Origin of the sequence: Candidatus Poriferisocius sp. (assembly GCF_965208355.1) — a bacterium.
Classification (GTDB): Bacteria; Actinomycetota; Acidimicrobiia; order Acidimicrobiales; family Bin134; genus Poriferisocius.
Window position 1 is genome coordinate 1,262,556 of record NZ_CBDBOM010000003.1, and the last position, 18,550, is coordinate 1,281,105.

The 18,550-nt window shown below is 65.1% G+C and carries 20 protein-coding genes; all 20 read left to right on the top strand.

The window, feature by feature from the left end:
• Positions 1-51: 51 nt before the first annotated feature.
• Complete coding sequence (locus ACOGXH_RS07105) at positions 52-1,365, top strand: homoserine dehydrogenase (protein ID WP_419928411.1); 1,314 nt, start codon at positions 52-54, stop codon at positions 1,363-1,365.
• On the top strand, positions 1,362-2,762 hold the full coding sequence (gene thrC / locus ACOGXH_RS07110; RefSeq protein WP_419928412.1) for a threonine synthase: 1,401 nt from the start codon (positions 1,362-1,364) through the stop codon (positions 2,760-2,762). Before ACOGXH_RS07105 ends, thrC begins: the two co-directional genes overlap by 4 nt.
• Positions 2,763-2,830: 68 nt before the next feature.
• Positions 2,831-4,012, top strand: a complete 1,182-nt coding sequence (gene apgM, locus ACOGXH_RS07115; protein ID WP_419928413.1) for a 2,3-bisphosphoglycerate-independent phosphoglycerate mutase — start codon at positions 2,831-2,833, stop codon at positions 4,010-4,012.
• 277 nt (positions 4,013-4,289) lie between these two features.
• Positions 4,290-6,038 carry a transcription termination factor Rho gene (gene rho / locus ACOGXH_RS07120; RefSeq protein ID WP_419928414.1) on the top strand — a complete coding sequence of 583 codons (1,749 nt, stop codon included), beginning with the start codon at positions 4,290-4,292 and terminating at the stop codon, positions 6,036-6,038.
• Between the two features lie 13 nt (positions 6,039-6,051).
• On the top strand, positions 6,052-6,318 hold the full coding sequence (locus ACOGXH_RS07125) for a type B 50S ribosomal protein L31 (RefSeq protein ID WP_419928415.1): 267 nt from the start codon (positions 6,052-6,054) through the stop codon (positions 6,316-6,318).
• 60 nt (positions 6,319-6,378) lie between these two features.
• Positions 6,379-7,446: a peptide chain release factor 1 gene (gene prfA / locus ACOGXH_RS07130; protein ID WP_419928416.1), complete on the top strand. Its 1,068-nt coding sequence runs from the start codon at positions 6,379-6,381 to the stop codon at positions 7,444-7,446.
• Positions 7,443-8,321: a peptide chain release factor N(5)-glutamine methyltransferase gene (prmC, locus tag ACOGXH_RS07135; protein WP_419928417.1), complete on the top strand. Its 879-nt coding sequence runs from the start codon at positions 7,443-7,445 to the stop codon at positions 8,319-8,321. Before prfA ends, prmC begins: the two co-directional genes overlap by 4 nt.
• 5 nt (positions 8,322-8,326) lie before the next feature.
• The gene (locus ACOGXH_RS07140) at positions 8,327-8,860 is read left to right on the top strand and encodes an L-threonylcarbamoyladenylate synthase (protein ID WP_419928418.1); all 534 of its coding nucleotides are present in this window, start codon (positions 8,327-8,329) and stop codon (positions 8,858-8,860) included.
• Positions 8,857-9,867: a molybdopterin-dependent oxidoreductase gene (locus ACOGXH_RS07145; RefSeq protein ID WP_419928419.1), complete on the top strand. Its 1,011-nt coding sequence runs from the start codon at positions 8,857-8,859 to the stop codon at positions 9,865-9,867. Before ACOGXH_RS07140 ends, ACOGXH_RS07145 begins: the two co-directional genes overlap by 4 nt.
• Positions 9,868-9,927: 60 nt before the next feature.
• Entirely contained in the window at positions 9,928-10,383 is a 456-nt protein-coding gene (rpiB, locus tag ACOGXH_RS07150) for a ribose 5-phosphate isomerase B (protein ID WP_419928420.1), read from the top strand.
• A gap of 28 nt (positions 10,384-10,411) precedes the next feature.
• Positions 10,412-11,659, top strand: a complete 1,248-nt coding sequence (gene glyA / locus ACOGXH_RS07155) for a serine hydroxymethyltransferase (RefSeq protein WP_419928421.1) — start codon at positions 10,412-10,414, stop codon at positions 11,657-11,659.
• A 27-nt stretch (positions 11,660-11,686) separates the two neighbouring features.
• Positions 11,687-12,793 (top strand): glycosyltransferase family 4 protein, encoded by a 1,107-nt coding sequence (locus ACOGXH_RS07160; RefSeq protein WP_419928422.1) that lies wholly within the window; start codon positions 11,687-11,689, stop codon positions 12,791-12,793.
• Between the two features lie 98 nt (positions 12,794-12,891).
• Positions 12,892-13,182 (top strand): AtpZ/AtpI family protein, encoded by a 291-nt coding sequence (locus tag ACOGXH_RS07165; protein WP_419928423.1) that lies wholly within the window; start codon positions 12,892-12,894, stop codon positions 13,180-13,182.
• Positions 13,175-13,612 (top strand): ATP synthase subunit I, encoded by a 438-nt coding sequence (locus ACOGXH_RS07170; RefSeq protein WP_419928424.1) that lies wholly within the window; start codon positions 13,175-13,177, stop codon positions 13,610-13,612. The genes ACOGXH_RS07165 and ACOGXH_RS07170 overlap by 8 nt, the downstream gene beginning before the upstream one ends.
• Positions 13,609-14,376 (top strand): F0F1 ATP synthase subunit A, encoded by a 768-nt coding sequence (gene atpB / locus ACOGXH_RS07175; RefSeq protein WP_419928425.1) that lies wholly within the window; start codon positions 13,609-13,611, stop codon positions 14,374-14,376. Before ACOGXH_RS07170 ends, atpB begins: the two co-directional genes overlap by 4 nt.
• 69 nt (positions 14,377-14,445) lie before the next feature.
• Positions 14,446-14,658, top strand: coding sequence for an ATP synthase F0 subunit C (gene atpE, locus ACOGXH_RS07180; protein ID WP_419848265.1), 213 nt, complete (start codon positions 14,446-14,448; stop codon positions 14,656-14,658).
• Complete coding sequence (gene atpF, locus ACOGXH_RS07185) at positions 14,658-15,407, top strand: F0F1 ATP synthase subunit B (protein ID WP_419928426.1); 750 nt, start codon at positions 14,658-14,660, stop codon at positions 15,405-15,407. Before atpE ends, atpF begins: the two co-directional genes overlap by 1 nt.
• Before the next feature lie 7 nt (positions 15,408-15,414).
• On the top strand, positions 15,415-15,939 hold the full coding sequence (atpH, locus tag ACOGXH_RS07190) for an ATP synthase F1 subunit delta (RefSeq protein ID WP_419928427.1): 525 nt from the start codon (positions 15,415-15,417) through the stop codon (positions 15,937-15,939).
• 45 nt (positions 15,940-15,984) lie between these two features.
• The gene (atpA, locus tag ACOGXH_RS07195; protein ID WP_419928428.1) at positions 15,985-17,610 is read left to right on the top strand and encodes a F0F1 ATP synthase subunit alpha; all 1,626 of its coding nucleotides are present in this window, start codon (positions 15,985-15,987) and stop codon (positions 17,608-17,610) included.
• 3 nt (positions 17,611-17,613) lie between these two features.
• Positions 17,614-18,549 (top strand): F0F1 ATP synthase subunit gamma, encoded by a 936-nt coding sequence (locus tag ACOGXH_RS07200; protein WP_419928429.1) that lies wholly within the window; start codon positions 17,614-17,616, stop codon positions 18,547-18,549.
• Position 18,550: the final 1 nt, after the last annotated feature.

Below are 18,550 nucleotides of genomic sequence, written 5' to 3' on the forward strand. Positions count from 1 at the left end.
GGTGGAGAAGGTGAGCGACCCTTCCAAGACGCGAATCGGCGTGGTGAAGCGATGAACGATTCTCCTCGCAAACGAATCGGCGTAGGCGTTCTGGGCTGTGGAAACGTCGGCTCGGCGTTTGTCGGACTGCTTGAGGAGCAGCGGTCGGCGATCGCGGAACGCACCGGAATGGAATTGGACGTGGTGCGGGTGGCAGTGCGAAGTACGTCGCGCGACCGCGACGTGGTCTTGGCCGATGGGGTGCTGACCACCGACGCCGCCTCCGTGGTGAACGACCCCGAAGTGGACGTGGTGGTGGAGCTGATCGGAGGCATCGAGCCCGCCCGTGAGCTGCTGGCCGCCGCGCTGAAGCTGGGCAAGCCGGTGGTCACCGGAAACAAGGAGCTGCTGGCCAACTATGGCGCCGAGCTATATGCCGCCGCTGACGCCGCCGGAGTGGATCTGCTGTTCGAGGCCGCCGTCGGCGGTGGGATTCCCCTGATTCGCCCCCTCCGGGAGTCTTTGGCCGCAGAGCCATTGCGGCGGGTGATGGGCATTGTCAACGGCACCACCAACTACATCTTGAGCCAGATGACCGAGCACGGCACCAGCTATCACGACGCCCTGGCCGACGCGCAGTCACTGGGATTCGCCGAGCGCGACCCCACTGCCGACGTGGAGGGGTTCGACGCCGCGGCCAAAGCATCCATCATCGCCACAGTGGCCTTCGGGGCCCGGGTGCTGGCCGGCAGCGTGTACCGGGAGGGCATCTCCGGCATCAGCTCCGCCGATATCGCCCACGCCCACCGGCTGGGTTATGTGGTCAAGCTGCTGGCCATTGCCGAGCAGGTTGGCCAGGTCGAGGGCAAGCCCGAGCTAGCCGTGCGGGTTCATCCGGCGATGGTGCCGGTCGGCCATCCGCTGGCCTCGGTGCGCGATTCGTTCAACGCGGTCTTCGTGGAGGGCGACGCAGTGGGAGAGCTGATGCTCTACGGACGAGGTGCTGGCGGCCGTCCAACGGCCAGCGCCGTGCTGGGCGACCTCATCGACGCGGCCGGCAACCGGTGCCGAGGCACTTGGACCCCGATCGGTGATTTGGGCGAGGCGGTTGTCTGCTCAATCGATGACCTGGAGTCGGAGTACTACATCATCATGGAGGTGCTCGACCGGCCGGGCGTGCTGGCCGCAGTGGCCGGGGTATTCGGACGCCACGGGGTGAGCATCCGCTCCATGGAGCAGGAGGGCTTGGGCGACCAGGCTCGACTGGTGTTCATCACCCACGAGGCCACCGAGCGAGATGTGCAGGCCACATTGGGCGACCTTCGAGAGCTGGACTCTGTGCGGGGAATGCCCGCGCTGTTGCGGGTGGTCAGCCAGGGCTCATGAAGTACATCAGCACTCGGGGCCGTGCCCCGGTTCTGGATTTCGGCGATGTGCTGTTGGCTGGCCTGGCGGCTGACGGAGGGCTGTATGTGCCCGACCGCTGGCCGGAGCTCTCTGTAGAGGCGCTGAGCGGCCATCCCGGCCGAGGCGACTACGCCGACTTGGCCGCCGAGGTGATGTGGCCGTTTGTGGACGGCGCCTACACCCGAGACCGATTCGACGAGCTGGTGAGAGATGCCTACGCAGGGTTCGACCATCCCGATGTGGTGCCGATGGTGGAGTTGGGCGACGGACTGTGGCTCATGGAGCTGTTCCACGGCCCGACGCTGGCCTTCAAGGACATCGCCCTACAGCTAGTGGGGCGCCTGTTTGACGAAGAGCTGTCTCGGCGGAGCGAACGGGTGACCATCGTGGGGGCCACATCGGGTGATACGGGAGCGGCGGCCATCGAGGCAGTGCGCGACCGGGAGAACATCCAAATCGTGATCCTGCACCCCCATGGGCGGGTCTCAGAGATGCAGCGGCGGCAGATGACCACCGTCGACAGCGCCAACGTCCACAACGTGGCCATCGAGGGTACGTTCGACGACTGCCAAGACCTGGTTAAGGCCATGTTCGGCGACGCCGAATTCCGGGCCAAACAGCGGCTTTCGGCCGTCAACTCCATCAACTGGGCCCGGGTAATGGCTCAAACCGTGTATTACGTGGCCGCCGCCACCCGATATGGCCTGGAGCGGGTGTCGTTCTCGGTGCCCACCGGCAACTTCGGAAATGTGCTGGCCGGCCATGTCGCCCGCCAGATGGGCCTGCCGGTGGACCGCTTCATCGTGGCCAGCAACCGCAACGACATCTTGACGCAGTTCTTCACCACCGGCTCGATGGCCATTTCCGAAGTGCACCCCACGATGTCGCCCAGCATGGACATCCAGGTGTCGTCCAACCTTGAGCGGCTGCTGTTCGAGCTGCTGGATCGGGACGGGATTCGCACTGCCAAACTGCTAGAGGACTTCCGGGCCACCGGTGAGATGAGGATCGATCCCCGCATCTCCGTGGAGTTGAATCAGAACTGGTCGGGAGTACGGGTGGACGAGGATGAGACCACCGCCGCCATCGCCGAGCTTTTTCGGGACACCGGCATGATCGTCGATCCCCACACTGCGGTGGGTCTGGCCGCCGCCCGTCACACCCGACGCGACGCCGACGGGGCCATGGTGGTGATGGCCACCGCCCACCCGGCCAAATTCGGTGATGCAGTGGAGGCCGCCATCGGTTCGCCCGCACCGCTGCCTCCCGCGCTGGCTGAGTTGGCCGACCGCACCGAGCGATGCGAACGCCTTCCCAACGACTTGAGGGCGGTGAAGGCCCATGTCGCCCAGTGTTCGGCACGAGCTTTCGGATAGCGGCTGACCACAATTGATCTGGCAGAATCGAGCATCGTGAAGTTCGTGGTGTGTGTAGCCAGCCTGCGGTGCTGTCGAACAGAGCAAGAGAGTCGTTCATCGTGAAATACGTGGTGTGCATACCCGACGGGTGCTCGGATCTGCCGGTACCTGAGCTTGACGGGGCCACCCCATTGGAAGCGGCTCGCACTCCGGTGCTCGACGCCCTGGCTGCCCGGGGACAGGTGGGATTGGCCCAGGTCATCCCTCCGGGAATGCCGCCGGGTAGCGACGTGGGCAACATGTCCATCTTCGGGTACGACCCCACCCGCTACCACACGGGGCGCTCGCCCATTGAAGCTGCCGCACTAGGCCTCACCCTCACCCCCGACCAGGTGGCCTACCGCTGCAATCTGGTAACGGTGACCGAAGACGGCATCATGGCCGACTTCTCCGGAGGCCACCCCGACTCTGCTCGGGCCGCCGAGGTCATAGCCGCACTGGACGCGGAATTGGGGGGCGAGGTCAGCTTTCATGCCGGGGTTCAGTACCGCCACACGATGATTGCTCCGGCCGAGTGGGCCGACGCGATCTGCACTCCGCCCCACGAGCTCTCCGATCTGCCGGTGGTGGGACCCCAGGGCCCAGCCGGGCCCAAGCTCGCCTCTTTGGAGGAGGCTTCCCGGTCGGTGGTGCCCAGATTCGGATTGAAGGCCAACCGGATTTGGCTGTGGGGTCAGGGATTCCAGCCGGAGATGCCCTCCTTCCGGGAGATGCACGGCGTGGAAGCTGGGATGGTCAGCGCAGTCGACTTGGTGCGAGGGATCGGGGCGCTCACCGGCATGACGGTGGCCAATGTGCCGGGAGCCACCGCCTGGTACGACACCAATTACGAGGGGAAGCGAGATGCAGCTCTGGCCGGTTTGGCCGATGGCGCAGACCTGTATGCAATCCACGTGGAGGCCAGTGACGAGGCCGGGCATGAGGGCAATGTGGCCGAGAAGGTCAGATGCCTGGAGAACTGGGACCGTCGCATCCTGGCCGGTTTGATTGACGGCTTGGATCAATTGGGCCCTTGGCGGCTGCTGCTGCTGCCCGACCACGCCACACCGCTCACCACCAGGAGCCACATCGATGATCCAGTTCCCTATCTGATTGTCGACTCAGAGGTCGACGGCCCCGGCGGCGTCTACACCGAACAGGGGGCGGCCTCAGCTGAGGTGGTACCCGGCCATCACCTGATGGGGAGGCTCCTGGCCCGGGCCAGCTAGGCCAAAAAAAGCCTGGAATGTTGCCACTGGTGGGCGATTACGGTATTCTTTCGGGCGTTGGAACTGCGGTGTTTCTAGCGGTTCTACGGGAAGCCTTCTGACCACTCGGTCGATTTCGACATTCCTTTTGTCAGCGTCCCGGTGGTTAATGGCTGCCTAATTCATGCCTTCTGCACTCGCGGATGGCGTGCCGAACAACACGAAGTGCACTCACAAAGCTGTGGCACTTCAAGGGAGTAACAAATGCCCTCCAGTTGTGGCGTATCAAGGGAGAAATGTGAGCGTAGAGACCACTGAGCTGTCTCGGTCGAAACTTCAGCGCAAAGACCGGGCGCAGCTTCAGATAATTGCAAGGGCCATGGGCGGACGCCCAGAGCCCAAAGCCCGAAAAGCAGACATCGTGGACATGATCCTCGAGCTCGCCGGCGTCGACGGCGACGGCCAAGCTGCAGCCGATTCCGCTGGCAATGGGGCCGCCCCCGCTCAGGCGGAGTCCATCGAGGAATCCAAAGAAGAGCAGGGCGAAGAGCCCGTTTCTGAGGGCGAGTCGCCCGACACCCAGCAGGACGAGGCTCAGCAGGACGACGCTCCCGAGGCGCGGCAAGACGCACCGGCCGAAGAAGCCGGAGAGGAAGAGAAGACGGACCGCAGCCGCTCCGATAAAGACCGCGATAATCGCGGTGACGACGACCGTCCCCGCCAGGACCGCGATCGCCAAGACCGCTCCCGCCAAGAGGGGGATCGCCAGGATCGCTCCCGTCAGGATCGGGATCGCCAAGACCGTCCCCGCCAACAGGATGACCAGCCCGAGATCGGCAACCGTCGCCGGCGGCGTCGGGGCCGCAATGACCGGGATCGGCCCGAGGAACCCTGGGAGGGCGATCCCATCGCCATCTCAGGCCACTTGGACCTGAGAGACGACGGCTATGGATTCCTGCGGATAAAGGGCTTTCAGCCCAGCAAGGAAGATGCCTACGTATCGGTCAAGCAAGTCCGCCAGTTCGGGTTGCGCAAGGGAGACTTTCTGGCCGGAGGCTGCCGCCCGGCCACCAGAAACGAGAAGAACCCCGCCCTTCTGCACATCGACAGCGTTAACGGGGTGGCCCCCGAGTCGGTCAAGCAGCGGCCCAAGTTCGAGGATCTGACTCCTCTATTCCCCGACGAGCAACTCCGACTGGAGCGCGACGACGATCCGGCCAACATGACCTGCCGCATCATCGACCTCTTGTCGCCCATCGGCAAGGGTCAACGCGGTCTGATCGTGTCACCACCCAAAGCGGGCAAGACCACGATCATGAAGGAGATCGCCCGATCCATCGAGCTGAACAACCCCGAAGTGCATCTCCTGGTGCTACTAGTGGACGAGCGCCCTGAAGAGGTCACCGACATGCGGCGCTGGCTGCTGCGGGGTGAGGTGGCGGCATCCACCTTCGACCGCCCGGCCGAAGAGCACACCCACGTGGCCGAGATGACCATCGAGCGGGCCAAGCGCATGGTGGAGCGGGGCGAAGACGTTGTGATCGTCCTCGACGGCATCACCCGCCTGTCCAGGGCCTACAACTTGGCCGCACCGGCCACCGGGCGAATTATGTCCGGCGGCATCGACACCGGTGCGTTGTATCCCCCCAAGAAGTTCTTCGGCGCGGCCCGCAACGTGGAGGAGGGCGGCTCGCTCACCATCCTGGCCACCGCGCTGGTGGAGACCGGATCCCGGATGGACGAGGTCATCTTCGAGGAGTTCAAGGGCACCGGCAATATGGAGCTGCGCCTGGACCGGCACATCGCCGAGCGGCGCATCTACCCGGCCATCAACGTGGACGCCTCCTCCACCCGTCACGAGGAGCTGCTCTTCGAGCGCCGTCAGCTCCAGCAGGTCTGGAAGCTGCGCCGGGTGCTCAACGGCCTCTCCAGCGACGGCAACGGGGGCGGGGCAGCCGGCTTGGAGTTGCTGATGGATCGACTGCGCACTTTCCCCAACAACGCCGCATTCCTAGAGGAAGTGGCGAAAGGCCCCGCTGGGGTGTGAGGCTAGGAGCGACATGAAGCCCGAAATCCATCCCGAGTACCGCTTGGTGGTGTTTCAGGACACCTCCGCGGGCACGTCCTTTCTCACCCGGTCCACCATTGAGACCTCCGAGTCGGTGGTGTGGGAGGACGGCAACGAGTACCCCCTGGCCAAGGTGGGGATCTCCAGCGCCAGCCACCCATTCTTCACCGGCCAGATGACCATCGTGGACACGGCCGGCCGGGTGGAGCGCTTTGAGCGCCGCTACGGGCATCGCAAGCGGTCGTCCAAAGAGAGCTGACCCGGCCCAACCTCGCATTCTGTTCCCGTCGGCAACTCGGCCCCCGGGTAGTTTGGAAGCATGGAGGAGAACGCCGCCTACGAAGAGATTGAGGCGGAGTTCGTCGCGCTTGAGGGACAGCTAGCCGATCCGGAGTTGCTGGCCGATCGTGATACATATGCCGCCACAGCCCGTCGCTACAAGGAATTGGAGGCCAAGGCTGTCCGAATCCGGGAACTGCGGGGCCATCGAGAGGACATAGAGACCGCCACCGAGATGCTGGTTGACGCCGACGCGGCTGAGCAGAGCCTGCTGGAGGCCGAGATCGAAGCTGCTTCCGCGGCGGCCGAGGGGTTGGAAGCCGAGCTGGTCGAATTGATGGTTCCCCGGGATCCCAACGACGGCAAGAACGTGATCGTGGAGATCAAAGGGGCCGAAGGGGGCGAGGAGGCCAACTTGTTCGCTCGCGACCTCTTCGACATGTACTCGGCCTTCGCAGGCCAGCAGCGCTGGAAACTGGAGATGATGAACGCCCAGAACTCCGACATGGGGGGCTACACCGACGTGGTGTTCATGCTGCGGGGCGATGACGTGTGGCGCAAGATGAAGTACGAGGGCGGTCCCCACCGGGTTCAGCGGGTGCCGGTGACCGAGTCTCAGGGCCGGGTACACACCTCGTCCGCCACCGTGTCGGTGCTGCCCGAGGCCGAGGAGGTGGAGGTGCACATCGAGGAGAAGGACCTCCAGGTGGACGTGTACCGGTCGTCGGGTCCGGGCGGCCAGTCGGTGAACACCACCGACTCGGCGGTGCGCATCACCCACAAGCCCACCGGGATGGTGGTCTCGATGCAGGACGAGAAAAGCCAGCTCCAGAACCGCAACAAGGCCATGGCCGTTCTCAGGGCCCGGCTGTTGCAAGCCGAACAGCAGCGCCGACAAGACGAGCTCTCCGAACAGCGCAGGGGCCAGGTGGGCGGCGGCGGTCGCTCGGAGAAGATCCGGACCTACAACTTCAAGGAGAACCGGGTCTCCGACCACCGCATCGGACTGACCCTCTACAAGCTCGATCGCATCTTGGCCGGGGCCTTGGACGAGGTGGTGGACGCCCTGGCCGAGGCTGAGCGCCACGAACACACCGCCGGATCGTGAGCTTGGCGGCCCAGACAGTGACCTGGGGCGATGTGGCGATGGACGCCGCTCGCCGACTGGGCGATGCGGGGGTGGCCGACGCGGAGGTGCAGGCCCGCCGCCTGGTGGAGCAGGCTTCGGGATTTGAGGGCGGGGAGTACTACGTAGGGCTGACCCGGGGGGCCTCCCAGCGGCAATTGGCCCATTTGGACTCCATGCTGGGCCGTCGCCTGGCTGGTGAGCCGTTGCAGTATGTGCTGGGGCGATGGGGCTTCCGGGGCTTGGACTTGATGGTTAGCCCCGCGGTGCTCATCCCCCGTCCCGAGACAGAGACCCTCGCCGGGTTGGCGGTTGCCGAGTTGTCCCGCCGCCACCCGCCGGGCGGCCTAGTGGTGGACCTGGGCACCGGCAGCGGGGCAGTGGGGCTGGCGGTGGCGGCCGAGTGCGACACAGCCCGGGTGGTGCTCACCGACTCATCAGCCGAGGCACTGGCGGTGGCCCGGGCCAACCTGGCCGGACTGGGCCGGGCCGCGGTGCGGGTGTCGGCTTCCCAGGGGTCGTGGTATGAAGCCCTGCCCGAGTCGATGGTGGGGACGGTTGACGTGGTTGTGAGCAATCCTCCGTACGTGCGCGACGACGAGACGCTGCCCCCCGACGTGGCTGACTGGGAGCCGGCGATGGCACTGAGGGGCGGGGCCGACGGGTTGGACGGTGCCCGTCGCATCTTGGCCGATGCCCGGGGCTGGCTGAGGCCTGAGGGCTCGGTGCTGCTGGAGCTATCGCCCGACCAGATGGAGGCTGCCGCAGCAATGGCCCAAGCCGGCGGGCTGGTCGTCGAAGCCGTACACCCCGACCTGGCCGGTCGCGAGCGGGTGCTGCACTGCCGGAGGGCTTAGTAGGCATGGGCGACGCAGCCGGACTGGTGGAGATGGCTGTCGCCGAGTTGCGGGCGGGCCGAGCGGTGATCATTCCCACCGACACGGTGTACGGGCTGGCCGCCTTGCCCGAGAACGTGGACCTGCTGTTCGAGCTCAAGCAGCGCCCTCCGGACAAGGCGGTGGCCATCCTGGTGGCCCATCCCGCCGATGCCGAACAGCTCTTCGACCCGCTGCCCGCCACTCGGCGGCTCATGGAGGCCTGCTGGCCGGGAGCGCTAACCATCGTCCAAGACGGCCATGGCGTGCGCTGTCCCGACCACCCGCTGGTGCAGACCCTGGCTGCCGCGGTTGGACCGATCGCCACCACCAGCGCCAATCTGAGCGGCCAGCCCACCCCCCACACCGCGGCGGAAGCTGCCGACGCCTTTCCAGCCGTGCAGCTGGTAATCGACGGCGGCCGACTCCAAGCTCCCGCGTCCACGGTTGTGGAGGTGACCGAAGACGGGCTCAACATCCTTCGCCAAGGGGCCGTTGACGTGGAGGGGATCGTGGGATGAGCCGTCCCGAAAGCCCTGCCTCGCGAGGCCGCAAGACCAACTTGGCCCTGCTGATCACGTTGAATTTGGCCTTGATCACCGGTGGTGCCTCCTTCTTGCTCGGGAGTTCCTCCACGGCGTGGCTGGTGACCTTGCACGGTGTGCTTGGATTTGTGGTGCTAGTTCTGGCCCGCCCCAAGTCGCCGGTGGTGCAGCGGGGCCTCAGCCGTCGCCGACCCAATCGCTTTGCGTCGATTGCGCTGGCCACCGTTGTCACCGGCGCGCTGATCACCGGGGTGATCCACACTCTCGACGTCTGGGGGCCGTTCGGGGTGTGGTCGCCCATTGGCCTGCATGTCATATTCGCCCTTGCGGCAGTGCCCTTGGCGATTCTGCATGTGGTGACCCGCCCCCAGCGGATCCGCCCCATAGACCTCTCCCGACGCACGTGGCTTCAGGCCCTGGGAGTGGTCGGGATCGCGTTTGGGTTCCGCACCGTTTTCGATAGATGGGCTTCATCGGATCGGCGCTTCACCGGCTCCCACGAGGTGGGGTCGGGAGACCCCCGGCAGATGCCGGTGGTGCAGTGGTTCAACGATTCGCCCCCAAGAATCAATCCCGACGACTGGGTGCTGCGCCTGCGGGGATCGGTGGAGCGCGACGTGGACTATCAGGAGCTTGCTGCCCACACCACCACCAAGGAGGCAACGCTGGACTGCACCAACGGGTGGTTCAGCACGCAGCGCTGGACCGGAGTCCTGCTGTCCGAGCTTCTCGGTCCCGGCATCACTGGGCGCAGCCTGGAGGTGCGCTCGGCCACCGGCTACACCCGCCGCTTTCCACTCGGCGATGCCGACAAGATGATGTTGGCCCATGAATTGGGCGGGAAACCGCTGTCGCGGGGCCACGGTGCTCCCGCTCGCTTGGTGGCCCCCGGGCGGCGGGGGCTGTGGTGGGTGAAGTGGGTGGTTGAGATCAGAACCAGCGACCGGCCTTGGTGGCTGCAATCGCCGATTTCGTTCACATAGAAGGACAAGATCGCCGTAAAGAGTCATCAATCAGGACGCAGGCTGGGTAGATTGACCCCTATGGCGCGAATCGCCGCCGGGGCCGACCACGCTGGGGTGCAGTTGAAGGACGTGCTGGTGTCCCATTTGCGGGAGTTGGGCCACGACGTCGTTGATTGCGGCACCCATGGTCTCGACCGGGTGGACTATCCCGACTACGGCGAGGCGGTGGCCCGCAAGGTAACTGCTGGCGAGGCCGAGTTGGGTCTGTGCGTGTGCGGCACCGGCATTGGGATCGCCATGGCGGCCAACAAGGTGCCTGGTGTGCGTGCGGCCACCGTGCACGATGTGACCTCAGCCCGGCTGACCCGAGAGCACAATGATGCCAACGTGATCTGCTTGGGCGAGCGGCTGGTTGGTACCGAGTTGGCCAAGGAAGCCTTGGAGGCATTTCTCGAGGCAACCTTCGAGGAGGGCCGCCACGTTGCTCGGGTGGCCAAGATCGACGCCCTATTGCCCAATCAGGATGCCCAATGAGAATGCCCGATGAAAAGGTAGCGCCTTGATGTGGCCGGATAGCAGTAAAGACCCGGTGTTCGACATGGTCCGCCGGGAGGTGGAGCGCCAGAACACCACCGTGCAGCTCATTGCCTCGGAGAACTTCGCCTCGCCCGCGGTGTTGAGCGCCACCGGATCGGTGCTCACCAACAAGTACAGCGAGGGGTACCCCGGTCGCCGCTACTACGGCGGCAACATGGTGATCGACGAGGTGGAGTCCATCGCCCGGGAGCGGGCCACCGCCCTGTTCGGGGCCGATCACGCCAATGTGCAGCCCCACTCGGGAGCCAACGCCAACGTGGGCGCCTACCTGGCCGTGTTGGAGCCGGGAGACACTGTTCTGGGCATGAGCCTGGACCATGGTGGCCACCTCACCCACGGCTCACCGGTGAACATCAGCGGGCGTACCTACCGATTCGTGGCCTATGGGGTGACCCCCAGCGATGAGCGAATCGACTACGACCAGATACGGGATCTGGCCCTCGAGCACCAGCCCAAGCTCATCGTGGCCGGCGCCACCGCCTATCCCCGCATCATCGATCCGGCGCCGTTCCGGGCCATCGCCGACGAGGTGGGCGCCCTGTTCATGTTCGACGCCGCCCACATTGCCGGGCTGATCGCCGGAGGCATGCACCCCAACCCGGTGCCTCACTCCGACATCGTCACCTTCACCACCCACAAGACGCTAAGAGGCCCCCGGGGCGGGGCCATCTTGTGTACCGAGGATCTCGCCCCGGCGATAGACAAGGCTATGTTCCCCGGCCTTCAGGGCGGTCCTCTGGAGCACGTGATCGCGGCCAAGGCGGTGGCCTTCGGCGAAGCCGCCACCCCGGAGTTCGCCGACTATGCCGCTCGAATCGTGGAGAACAGCGGCGCGTTGGCCAAGGGTCTGGCCGAGGAGGGGTTCCGCATGGTGTCGGGCGGCAGCGACAACCACCTGCTGCTGGTGGATCTGCGGACCTTTGACGACGACCTGACCGGCAAGGTGGCCCAGGAGGTGCTCGACCGGGCGGGAATCACCCTCAATAAGAACACCGTGCCCGATGACCCTCGTTCCCCCTTCGTGGCCAGCGGGGTGCGGATCGGCACCCCGGCTACCACCACCCAGGGAATGGGACCGGCGGAGATGGGTCTAATCGCGGGCATGATCGGCCGCACTCTGCGCCAGCGAGACGACGAAGCTGTGGTGGCCGACGTCCGATCTGAGGTTGCCGACCTCTGTGGTCGGTTCACCCCGTATTCGCTGGCTGGCTAGGCGTGGAAGAGGGCGCCTCGAAACGCCATGGCCCCCGGTGTTGACAGCTACCTTGTCGTCTTTGCCGTAGCGGCGGGGGTCACGCTGGTGGCCACCCCGGTGCTGCGTCGTCTCAGCGAGCGATGGGGCCTGATGGTGGAGCCCGATGCCCGGCGAGTCCACGAGCGCTCCACCGCGGTGCTGGGCGGCGTGGCCATGTTCATCGGGTTTCTGTCGGCCATGGGAGTGGCCTGGCTGCTAGGCGACTTCGACGTGGTGTTTGCCACCGCATCAGAGCCGGTGGGAATAGTGATCGCTGCACTGGTGATGATCGTGTTCGGCACCTACGACGACGTGAAGGAGATGTCGGCGCCGGCCAAAGTGGCCTCCATGGTGCTGGCGGGCAGCATCTTGTCGTTCGCCGGGGTGACCGTGCTGAATCTGCGGCTGCCGGTGCTGGATGCGCTGATCTTGTCTCAAGATCTGGCCTTTGTGGTCACGGTGCTGTGGCTGGTGGCCATCGCCAACGCCATCAACCTGATCGACGGGTTGGACGGCCTGGCCGCGGGCATCGTGGCCATCGCCGGGCTCACGTTCTTCGTGTACTCCATCAAGCTCACCGATGAAGAGGTGCTGTTGCCCAACAACATCGGGCCGCTGATCGCCATCGTCGCCGCCGGGGTGGCGGTGGGATTTCTGCCCCAGAACTTCCACCGGGCCCGCATCTTCATGGGCGACGGCGGGGCGCTGTTTCTGGGCACGCTGCTGGCCGCCTCCACCGTGTCGGTCGGCGGTCGCAGCAGCGAGCCGTTCGCGGGGCAGACCTATTTCCTGTTCGCCCCCATGCTCATTCCGCTCATCATCTTGGCGGTGCCGGTGGTGGACGTTCTGTGGGCCGTGCTGCGACGGACCCGGGCCCGCACCAGCATCACTACCCCCGACAAGGAGCACCTGCACCACCGGCTGATGAGCCTGGGCCACGGCCACCGCCGCAGCGTGCTAATCCTCTGGCTGTTCACCGCCTTGATGTCCACCCTGGTGCTTTACCCCACCTACACCGGGGAGGGCGAGGCCATCATGGTCCCGGCTGCCGCAGTGCTGGTGTTGATGCTCTACACCGTCTTCCACCCCATTTTGCGCCGTCGCACCACCTGAACTCCTTCACTGGCAGCCAGTCTGATGATTTGGCCCCGTAGCCTGGTACGCGAAACCATTTCGGCGAGGCCAATCCGCTTGCCATAGGGGCCCAATTCGTGCCAACTGCAATGACGCAGAATCGCCAGCTATACAACCGCCAGAGCGCAGGAGACGCCCTCTCCATCGCCTTCGAGTTGGTGGCCACCCCGGCGCTGTTTGCCTTCTTCGGATGGCTCATCGACGGAGCTGTGGGCACCAGGCCGGTCTTCACACTGGTCTTGTGCTTGTTGACTGCGGTTTACGCAGGATGGAAGGCCGTCAAGGCCTATAGCGACCGCATGGACGCCTACGACCGGAAACTGCCCAGTCGGCGGGTTGATAATGAGCTGGAGGCCTCCGATGGCTGAGCGGCCGGTGGCGACCGGCGAGGAGGCTCCCGAGAAGGCTGTGGCTCTTGACATCATCCGCCGAGGGATGATCGGCGGGCCGGTGCTGGTCGGGATTTGCGCCGGTGTATGGGGGTTCGACGGATTGTGGTCCAGCGGCTACGCCCTCGGGCTGATCCTGATCAACTTCTGGCTGGCGGCCTCGCTCATCACCTGGTCGATGCGGATTTCGCCCACCATGCTGATGGCCGGAGTGATGGGTGGGTACTTCATTCGCCTGGGCATTATCACCGGTGCCTACTTCCTGGTGAGAAATACCGGCTGGTTTGAGGCGCTGCCGTTTGTCATCACGCTGGTCTTGGCCCATATTGTTCTGCTGGTTTGGGAGACCCGATATGTCTCCATGTCCCTCGCTTATCCCGGCTTGAAGCCGCAAGGAGCTGCTCAGTGAACGTGTTTGCCCTGGACTTTCCGCCGGTCACGCAGCTGTTCGATTGGCCTGACTTCTTGTTTGCCGGCAACGACTGGATAGCTCTCAACAAAACCGGATTGATCTATTTGGTCACTCTGGTTCTTACTGCCGTGCTGTTCTGGACGGCGGCCCGACGCCGCTCGCTGGTGCCTACCGGGACGCAAACGGTGGTCGAGGCGGGGATCGAATTCATTGAAAACAACATTGTCATGCAGACCATCGGCCCCGACGGCCGCCGGTTCTTACCTTTCTTGACCACGATCTTCTTCTTTGTGCTTTTCAGCAACATCTTCGAGGTCGTCCCGTTCATCCAGTTCCCGGCCAACTCCCGAATGGCAATCCCGTTACTGCTTGCTCTTGTGGTGTGGGGCGTCTACCACGTGGTGGGCATCCGAGCTCAGGGTTTCATTCAGTACTTCAAAAGCGCGCTGTTCCCACCCGGTGTGCCCACGTTCCTCTATGTCCTGGTAGTGCCGATCGAGTTACTCCAGATCATCCTGATCCGGCCGCTATCGCTGGCCATCCGGCTTTGGGCCAACATGGTGGCCGGCCATCTCCTGCTGGTGACCTTTGCCGTGCTATCGGCCGCACTGTGGGGAACCCTCTACGTACCCGCGGTACTGCCATTTGCAATGCTGATCTTGCTTACCGCGTTCGAGATCTTCGTGTCGGCCCTCCAAGCCTTCATCTTCACCATTCTCACCGCCGTGTACATCGGCGGATCCCTACACCCCGAGCACTAGGAGACATTTACCTTGCTTGCACTGATATCCACCATCCTTGCCCAGCTGGCCGGTGACGGCGAAGCGGGCATGAAGGCCATCGGCGCTGGTCTTGGCTACGGCCTCGCCGCCATCGGACCCGGCGTCGGCATCGGCATCGTGGTGGGGAACGCCATCACCGCCATGGCCCGACAGCCCGAGTCAGCCGGTGTAGCTCGGACCACGATGTTCTTGGGCATCGCCTTTACCGAGGCGCTGGCCCTCATCGGGTTCGTCGTCTTCGTCCTCCTAGCGTTCGCATGATGCGGCGGCTTTGGGCCGCGGTCGCTGTGATGGTGGCCGCGGTCGCGCTCAGCGCGTCGGTGGCCAACGCCGCGGAGTCAGTGGGATCCTGCGTTCTTGATGAGATTGCTGCTGCCGAGTTCGAGGGAATCGAGGGTGAAGGCTTTACCGCCGCCAAGAACCTAAAAACCCAAGCGGCAGCGGGTGACAAGCACGCCAAAGACCTCAAAGAGGCATTTGGCGACGACCTTGAAGGCTGCATTGAGGCGCCGAACCCGATCTTCCCCGAGCGCACCGAAATTATATGGGGCGGTCTGGCGTTCGTGATTCTGTTGGTCCTCATGTACTGGAAGCTATTCCCGCCGGTGAAAAACCTTATGGAACAGCGCACCCAGCGGATCCAAGACGCCATCGACGACGCCGACCGGCAACGGGCCGAGGCCGCCGAGGTTAAGGCCAACTACGAAGCCGAGCTGGCCGACGCCAAGGCCGAGGCCGCCCGTATCGTGGATGAGGCCCGGGAGCAGGCCGCGACCGTGAGGGCCGATCTTCAAGCTCGGGCCGAAGCCGACATCGCCGAGATGCGGGAACGGGCCGCGGCAGATGTGGAGGCATCCAAGCGCCAGGCCATCGCCGACTTGCAGTCGGAGGTGTCCGACATTGCCCTCGGTGCCGCCGAGGCAGTGATTGGCCGCAGCCTGGAGGACCCGGAGATGCAGCGCCAGCTCGTCGACGACTACATCGCCCGCGTGGGCGCCGACCAGGGCTAGGTTCACCATGGCCGAGCGATCTGCCAGCTACGCCGATGCCGTGGCCGCAGTGGCCCGGGCCGAGGGGAACCTCGATCTGGTGTCCGACGAGCTCTTCCGAGTCGCTCGGGCACTGGAGGGTTCCGACGAACTCCGGATGACGCTGTCTGATCGTCAGATCCCCGCCGCTCGCCGCCAGCAGATCGTGGAAGATCTGCTGGGCGGCCATGCATCGGATACCACTACCGCCATGGTTTCCATGATCGTGGCTGCGGGGCGGTCGTCTGATCTGGCTGGCATAGCCCAGGAGGCGGTGGAGCTCAACGCCCGCGACCGAGGCCGTTCAGTGGCCGAGGTGCGGTCTGCGGTGGCGCTGACCGATGACCAGGCCGAGAGGCTGGCTGCCGCGCTGAGCGCGGCTACCGGCCATCGGGTGGACATCAAGGTGATCGTCGATCCCAGCGTCATGGGCGGCGTGGTGGCCACCATCGGCGACGAGGTGATCGACGGGTCGGTACGCCACCGCCTGAGCCAGCTTCGGGACACCTTCTAGTCCCGTGGCAACAGAATCGAAGAGAGTTTCATACCGAGGAGAGCAATGGCAGAGCTGACCATCGACACCGGTTCCATCGCCGAGGCCATCCGCCGCAACCTGGAGGGCTTCCAGCCTGAGGTTGAGCTGGCCCAGGTGGGTCGGATCACCGAGGTGGGCGACGGTATCGCCCGTATCTCTGGGCTGCCCGGAGCGGCGGTGAACGAGATGCTGGAGTTTGAGAATGGGACCATCGGATTGGCCCTGAACCTCGACGAGGATTCCATCGGCGCCGTGGTACTCGGCGAGGTGGATGAGATCGAAGAGGGCCAGGCGGTCCGCTCAACCGGCGACATCCTGTCGGTTCCGGTGGGAGACGCCCTATTGGGCCGGGTGGTGAACGCCCTCGGCGAGCCGGTGGACGGCAAAGGGCCCATCGTCGGCGCCGACACCCGCCGCATGGAGGTGCAGGCCCCCGGCATCACCGGCCGCAAACCGGTACACGAGCCCATCCAGACCGGCATTAAGGCCATCGACTCGCTCATCCCCATTGGCCGGGGCCAGCGAGAGCTGATCATCGGCGACCGCAAGACCGGCAAGACCACCGTGGCCATGGACACGATTCTCAATCAGAAGGGCCAGGGGGTGAAGTGCATCTATGTGGCCATCGGCCAAAAGGCCTCCACCGTGGCCCAAGCGGTGGCCACGCTGGCCGAGCGGGGGGCCATGGAGTACACGGTGGTGGTGGTAGCCCCCGCCTCCGACCCGGCTCCGTTCAAGTACTTGGCCCCCTACGCCGGCTGCGCCATGGGCCAGCACTGGATGGACAACGGCGGTCACGCCCTGGCGGTGTACGACGACTTGTCGAAGCAGGCCGAGGCTTATCGCCAGATGGCGTTGCTACTGCGCCGCCCGCCCGGACGGGAGGCCTATCCCGGCGACGTTTTCTACCTGCACAGCCGGCTGCTGGAGCGGGCCGCCAAGCTGAGCGATGATCGGGGAGCGGGATCACTTACCGCGCTGCCCATCATCGAGACCAAGGCTGGCGACGTGTCGGCCTACATCCCCACCAATGTGATCTCCATCACCGACGGGCAGATCTTCTTGCAGGACGACCTGTTCAAGTCGGGGGTGCGGCCCGCGGTGGATGTGGGCATCTCGGTATCCCGAGTGGGTTCTGCCGCCCAGATCAAAGCCATGAAGACTGCGGTGGGCACGCTCAAGGCCGATCTCCAGCAGTTCCGCGAGCTGGAGGCCTTCGCCGCATTCGGCTCTGATCTCGACGCGGTGTCCCAAGCTCAACTTGACCGGGGTTATCGCCTTACCGAGCTGCTCAAGCAGGGCATCCAGACGCCCATGCCAGTGGAAGAGCAGGTGGTGTCGCTGTACGCCGGCACCCGGGGCTACCTGGACACCATCCCTGTCGAAGACGTGGCTCGCTTCGAGTCGGAGCTCTTGGAGTGGGTCCGGACCCGCAATGCAAACCTGATGTCGGCGGTGGTCGAGACCGGTGCGGTGGACGAGGACGGGTTAGAGGCCGCAGTGTCGGCCTTTGCCGCCCAGTTCGAGTCGTCGGCTGAACCCGAGGGCGACGAGCCCGACGCTGAGGCCCAGGCCGCAGCCGAGGCCGGGGTGGTCGATGCCGACCACACCCTGCCCGAGACCGACATTCAGCGGCCCGAAGAAGGCTGATCTATGCCGGGTGGTCAAGAGCGCGCGCTGCGCAGACGCATTTCGTCGGTGCAGTCGACCAAGAAGATCACCCGCGCCATGGAGCTCATCGCCGCCACCCGGGTGGTGAAGGCCCAACAGCGGGCCCACGCCGCCCGGCCCTACTCCACCAAGCTAACCAGCGTCATCGAGGACGTTGCCGCCGGAGGGGCCGAGGCCTCCCACCCGCTGCTGGAGCGCCGGGAGCCGGTGCGCCGGGTGGGCTTTGTGGTCATCACCTCTGACCGGGGTCTGGCCGGGCCGTACAACAGCTCGGTGATCAAGGCTGCCGAACGGGAGCTGATGGACGCCCAGACCAGGGGGCGGGACTATTCGCTCATGCTCATCGGCAAGAAGGGCCAGGACTACTTCCAGTTCCGCAACTACCGGATCGACGAGGCCTTCACCGGCATGAGCGACACCCCCACCTACGACGACGCCCGCCAAGTGGCCGAGATCGTGGCCGACCGGTTCGAATCAGGCCACATCGACGAGGTGATCCTGGCCTACATGGAGTTCTTCACCATCGGTACCCAGCGGGTTGCGGTGCGCCGCTTTTTGCCGCTGGAGAGCATCGACGTGATCGCCGCGGCCGGAACGGGCGAACTGCGAGCCGCCTTCGAGTTCGAGCCCTCTCCCGAGGGGGTGCTGGAGTCGCTGTTGCCCCGCTATGTGGAGTCGAGGCTGTTCTCGGCGCTGTTGGATGCGGCCGCCTCTGAGCACGCCAACCGCCAGCGGGCCATGAAAGCGGCCACCGACAACGCCGAGGAGCTAATCACCAAGCTCACCCGGGCCATGAACCGGGCCCGACAAGACGCCATCACCACCGAGATCATGGAGATCGTCGGCGGTGCCGAAGCCCTAAAGGACGAGGACGATGACGGTGAAATCGCCGACCTCCTCGCCACCGCCAACCAGTAGG

Excerpts from the sequence above, each read along its gene's own strand:
- atpE (WP_419848265.1), top strand. The coding sequence starts at position 14,446 with ATGAAGGCCATCGGCGCTGGTCTTGGCTACGGCCTCGCCGCCATCGGA.
- ACOGXH_RS07200 (WP_419928429.1), top strand. The coding sequence starts at position 17,614 with ATGCCGGGTGGTCAAGAGCGCGCGCTGCGCAGACGCATTTCGTCGGTG.
- ACOGXH_RS07105 (WP_419928411.1), top strand. The coding sequence starts at position 52 with ATGAACGATTCTCCTCGCAAACGAATCGGCGTAGGCGTTCTGGGCTGT.
- ACOGXH_RS07125 (WP_419928415.1), top strand. The coding sequence starts at position 6,052 with ATGAAGCCCGAAATCCATCCCGAGTACCGCTTGGTGGTGTTTCAGGAC.
- atpH (WP_419928427.1), top strand. The coding sequence starts at position 15,415 with ATGGCCGAGCGATCTGCCAGCTACGCCGATGCCGTGGCCGCAGTGGCC.
- ACOGXH_RS07145 (WP_419928419.1), top strand. The coding sequence starts at position 8,857 with ATGAGCCGTCCCGAAAGCCCTGCCTCGCGAGGCCGCAAGACCAACTTG.
- ACOGXH_RS07160 (WP_419928422.1), top strand. The coding sequence starts at position 11,687 with ATGGCCCCCGGTGTTGACAGCTACCTTGTCGTCTTTGCCGTAGCGGCG.
- prfA (WP_419928416.1), top strand. The coding sequence starts at position 6,379 with ATGGAGGAGAACGCCGCCTACGAAGAGATTGAGGCGGAGTTCGTCGCG.
- ACOGXH_RS07170 (WP_419928424.1), top strand. The coding sequence starts at position 13,175 with ATGGCTGAGCGGCCGGTGGCGACCGGCGAGGAGGCTCCCGAGAAGGCT.
- thrC (WP_419928412.1), top strand. The coding sequence starts at position 1,362 with ATGAAGTACATCAGCACTCGGGGCCGTGCCCCGGTTCTGGATTTCGGC.
- rpiB (WP_419928420.1), top strand. The coding sequence starts at position 9,928 with ATGGCGCGAATCGCCGCCGGGGCCGACCACGCTGGGGTGCAGTTGAAG.
- atpA (WP_419928428.1), top strand. The coding sequence starts at position 15,985 with ATGGCAGAGCTGACCATCGACACCGGTTCCATCGCCGAGGCCATCCGC.
- ACOGXH_RS07140 (WP_419928418.1), top strand. The coding sequence starts at position 8,327 with ATGGGCGACGCAGCCGGACTGGTGGAGATGGCTGTCGCCGAGTTGCGG.
- glyA (WP_419928421.1), top strand. The coding sequence starts at position 10,412 with ATGTGGCCGGATAGCAGTAAAGACCCGGTGTTCGACATGGTCCGCCGG.
- atpF (WP_419928426.1), top strand. The coding sequence starts at position 14,658 with ATGCGGCGGCTTTGGGCCGCGGTCGCTGTGATGGTGGCCGCGGTCGCG.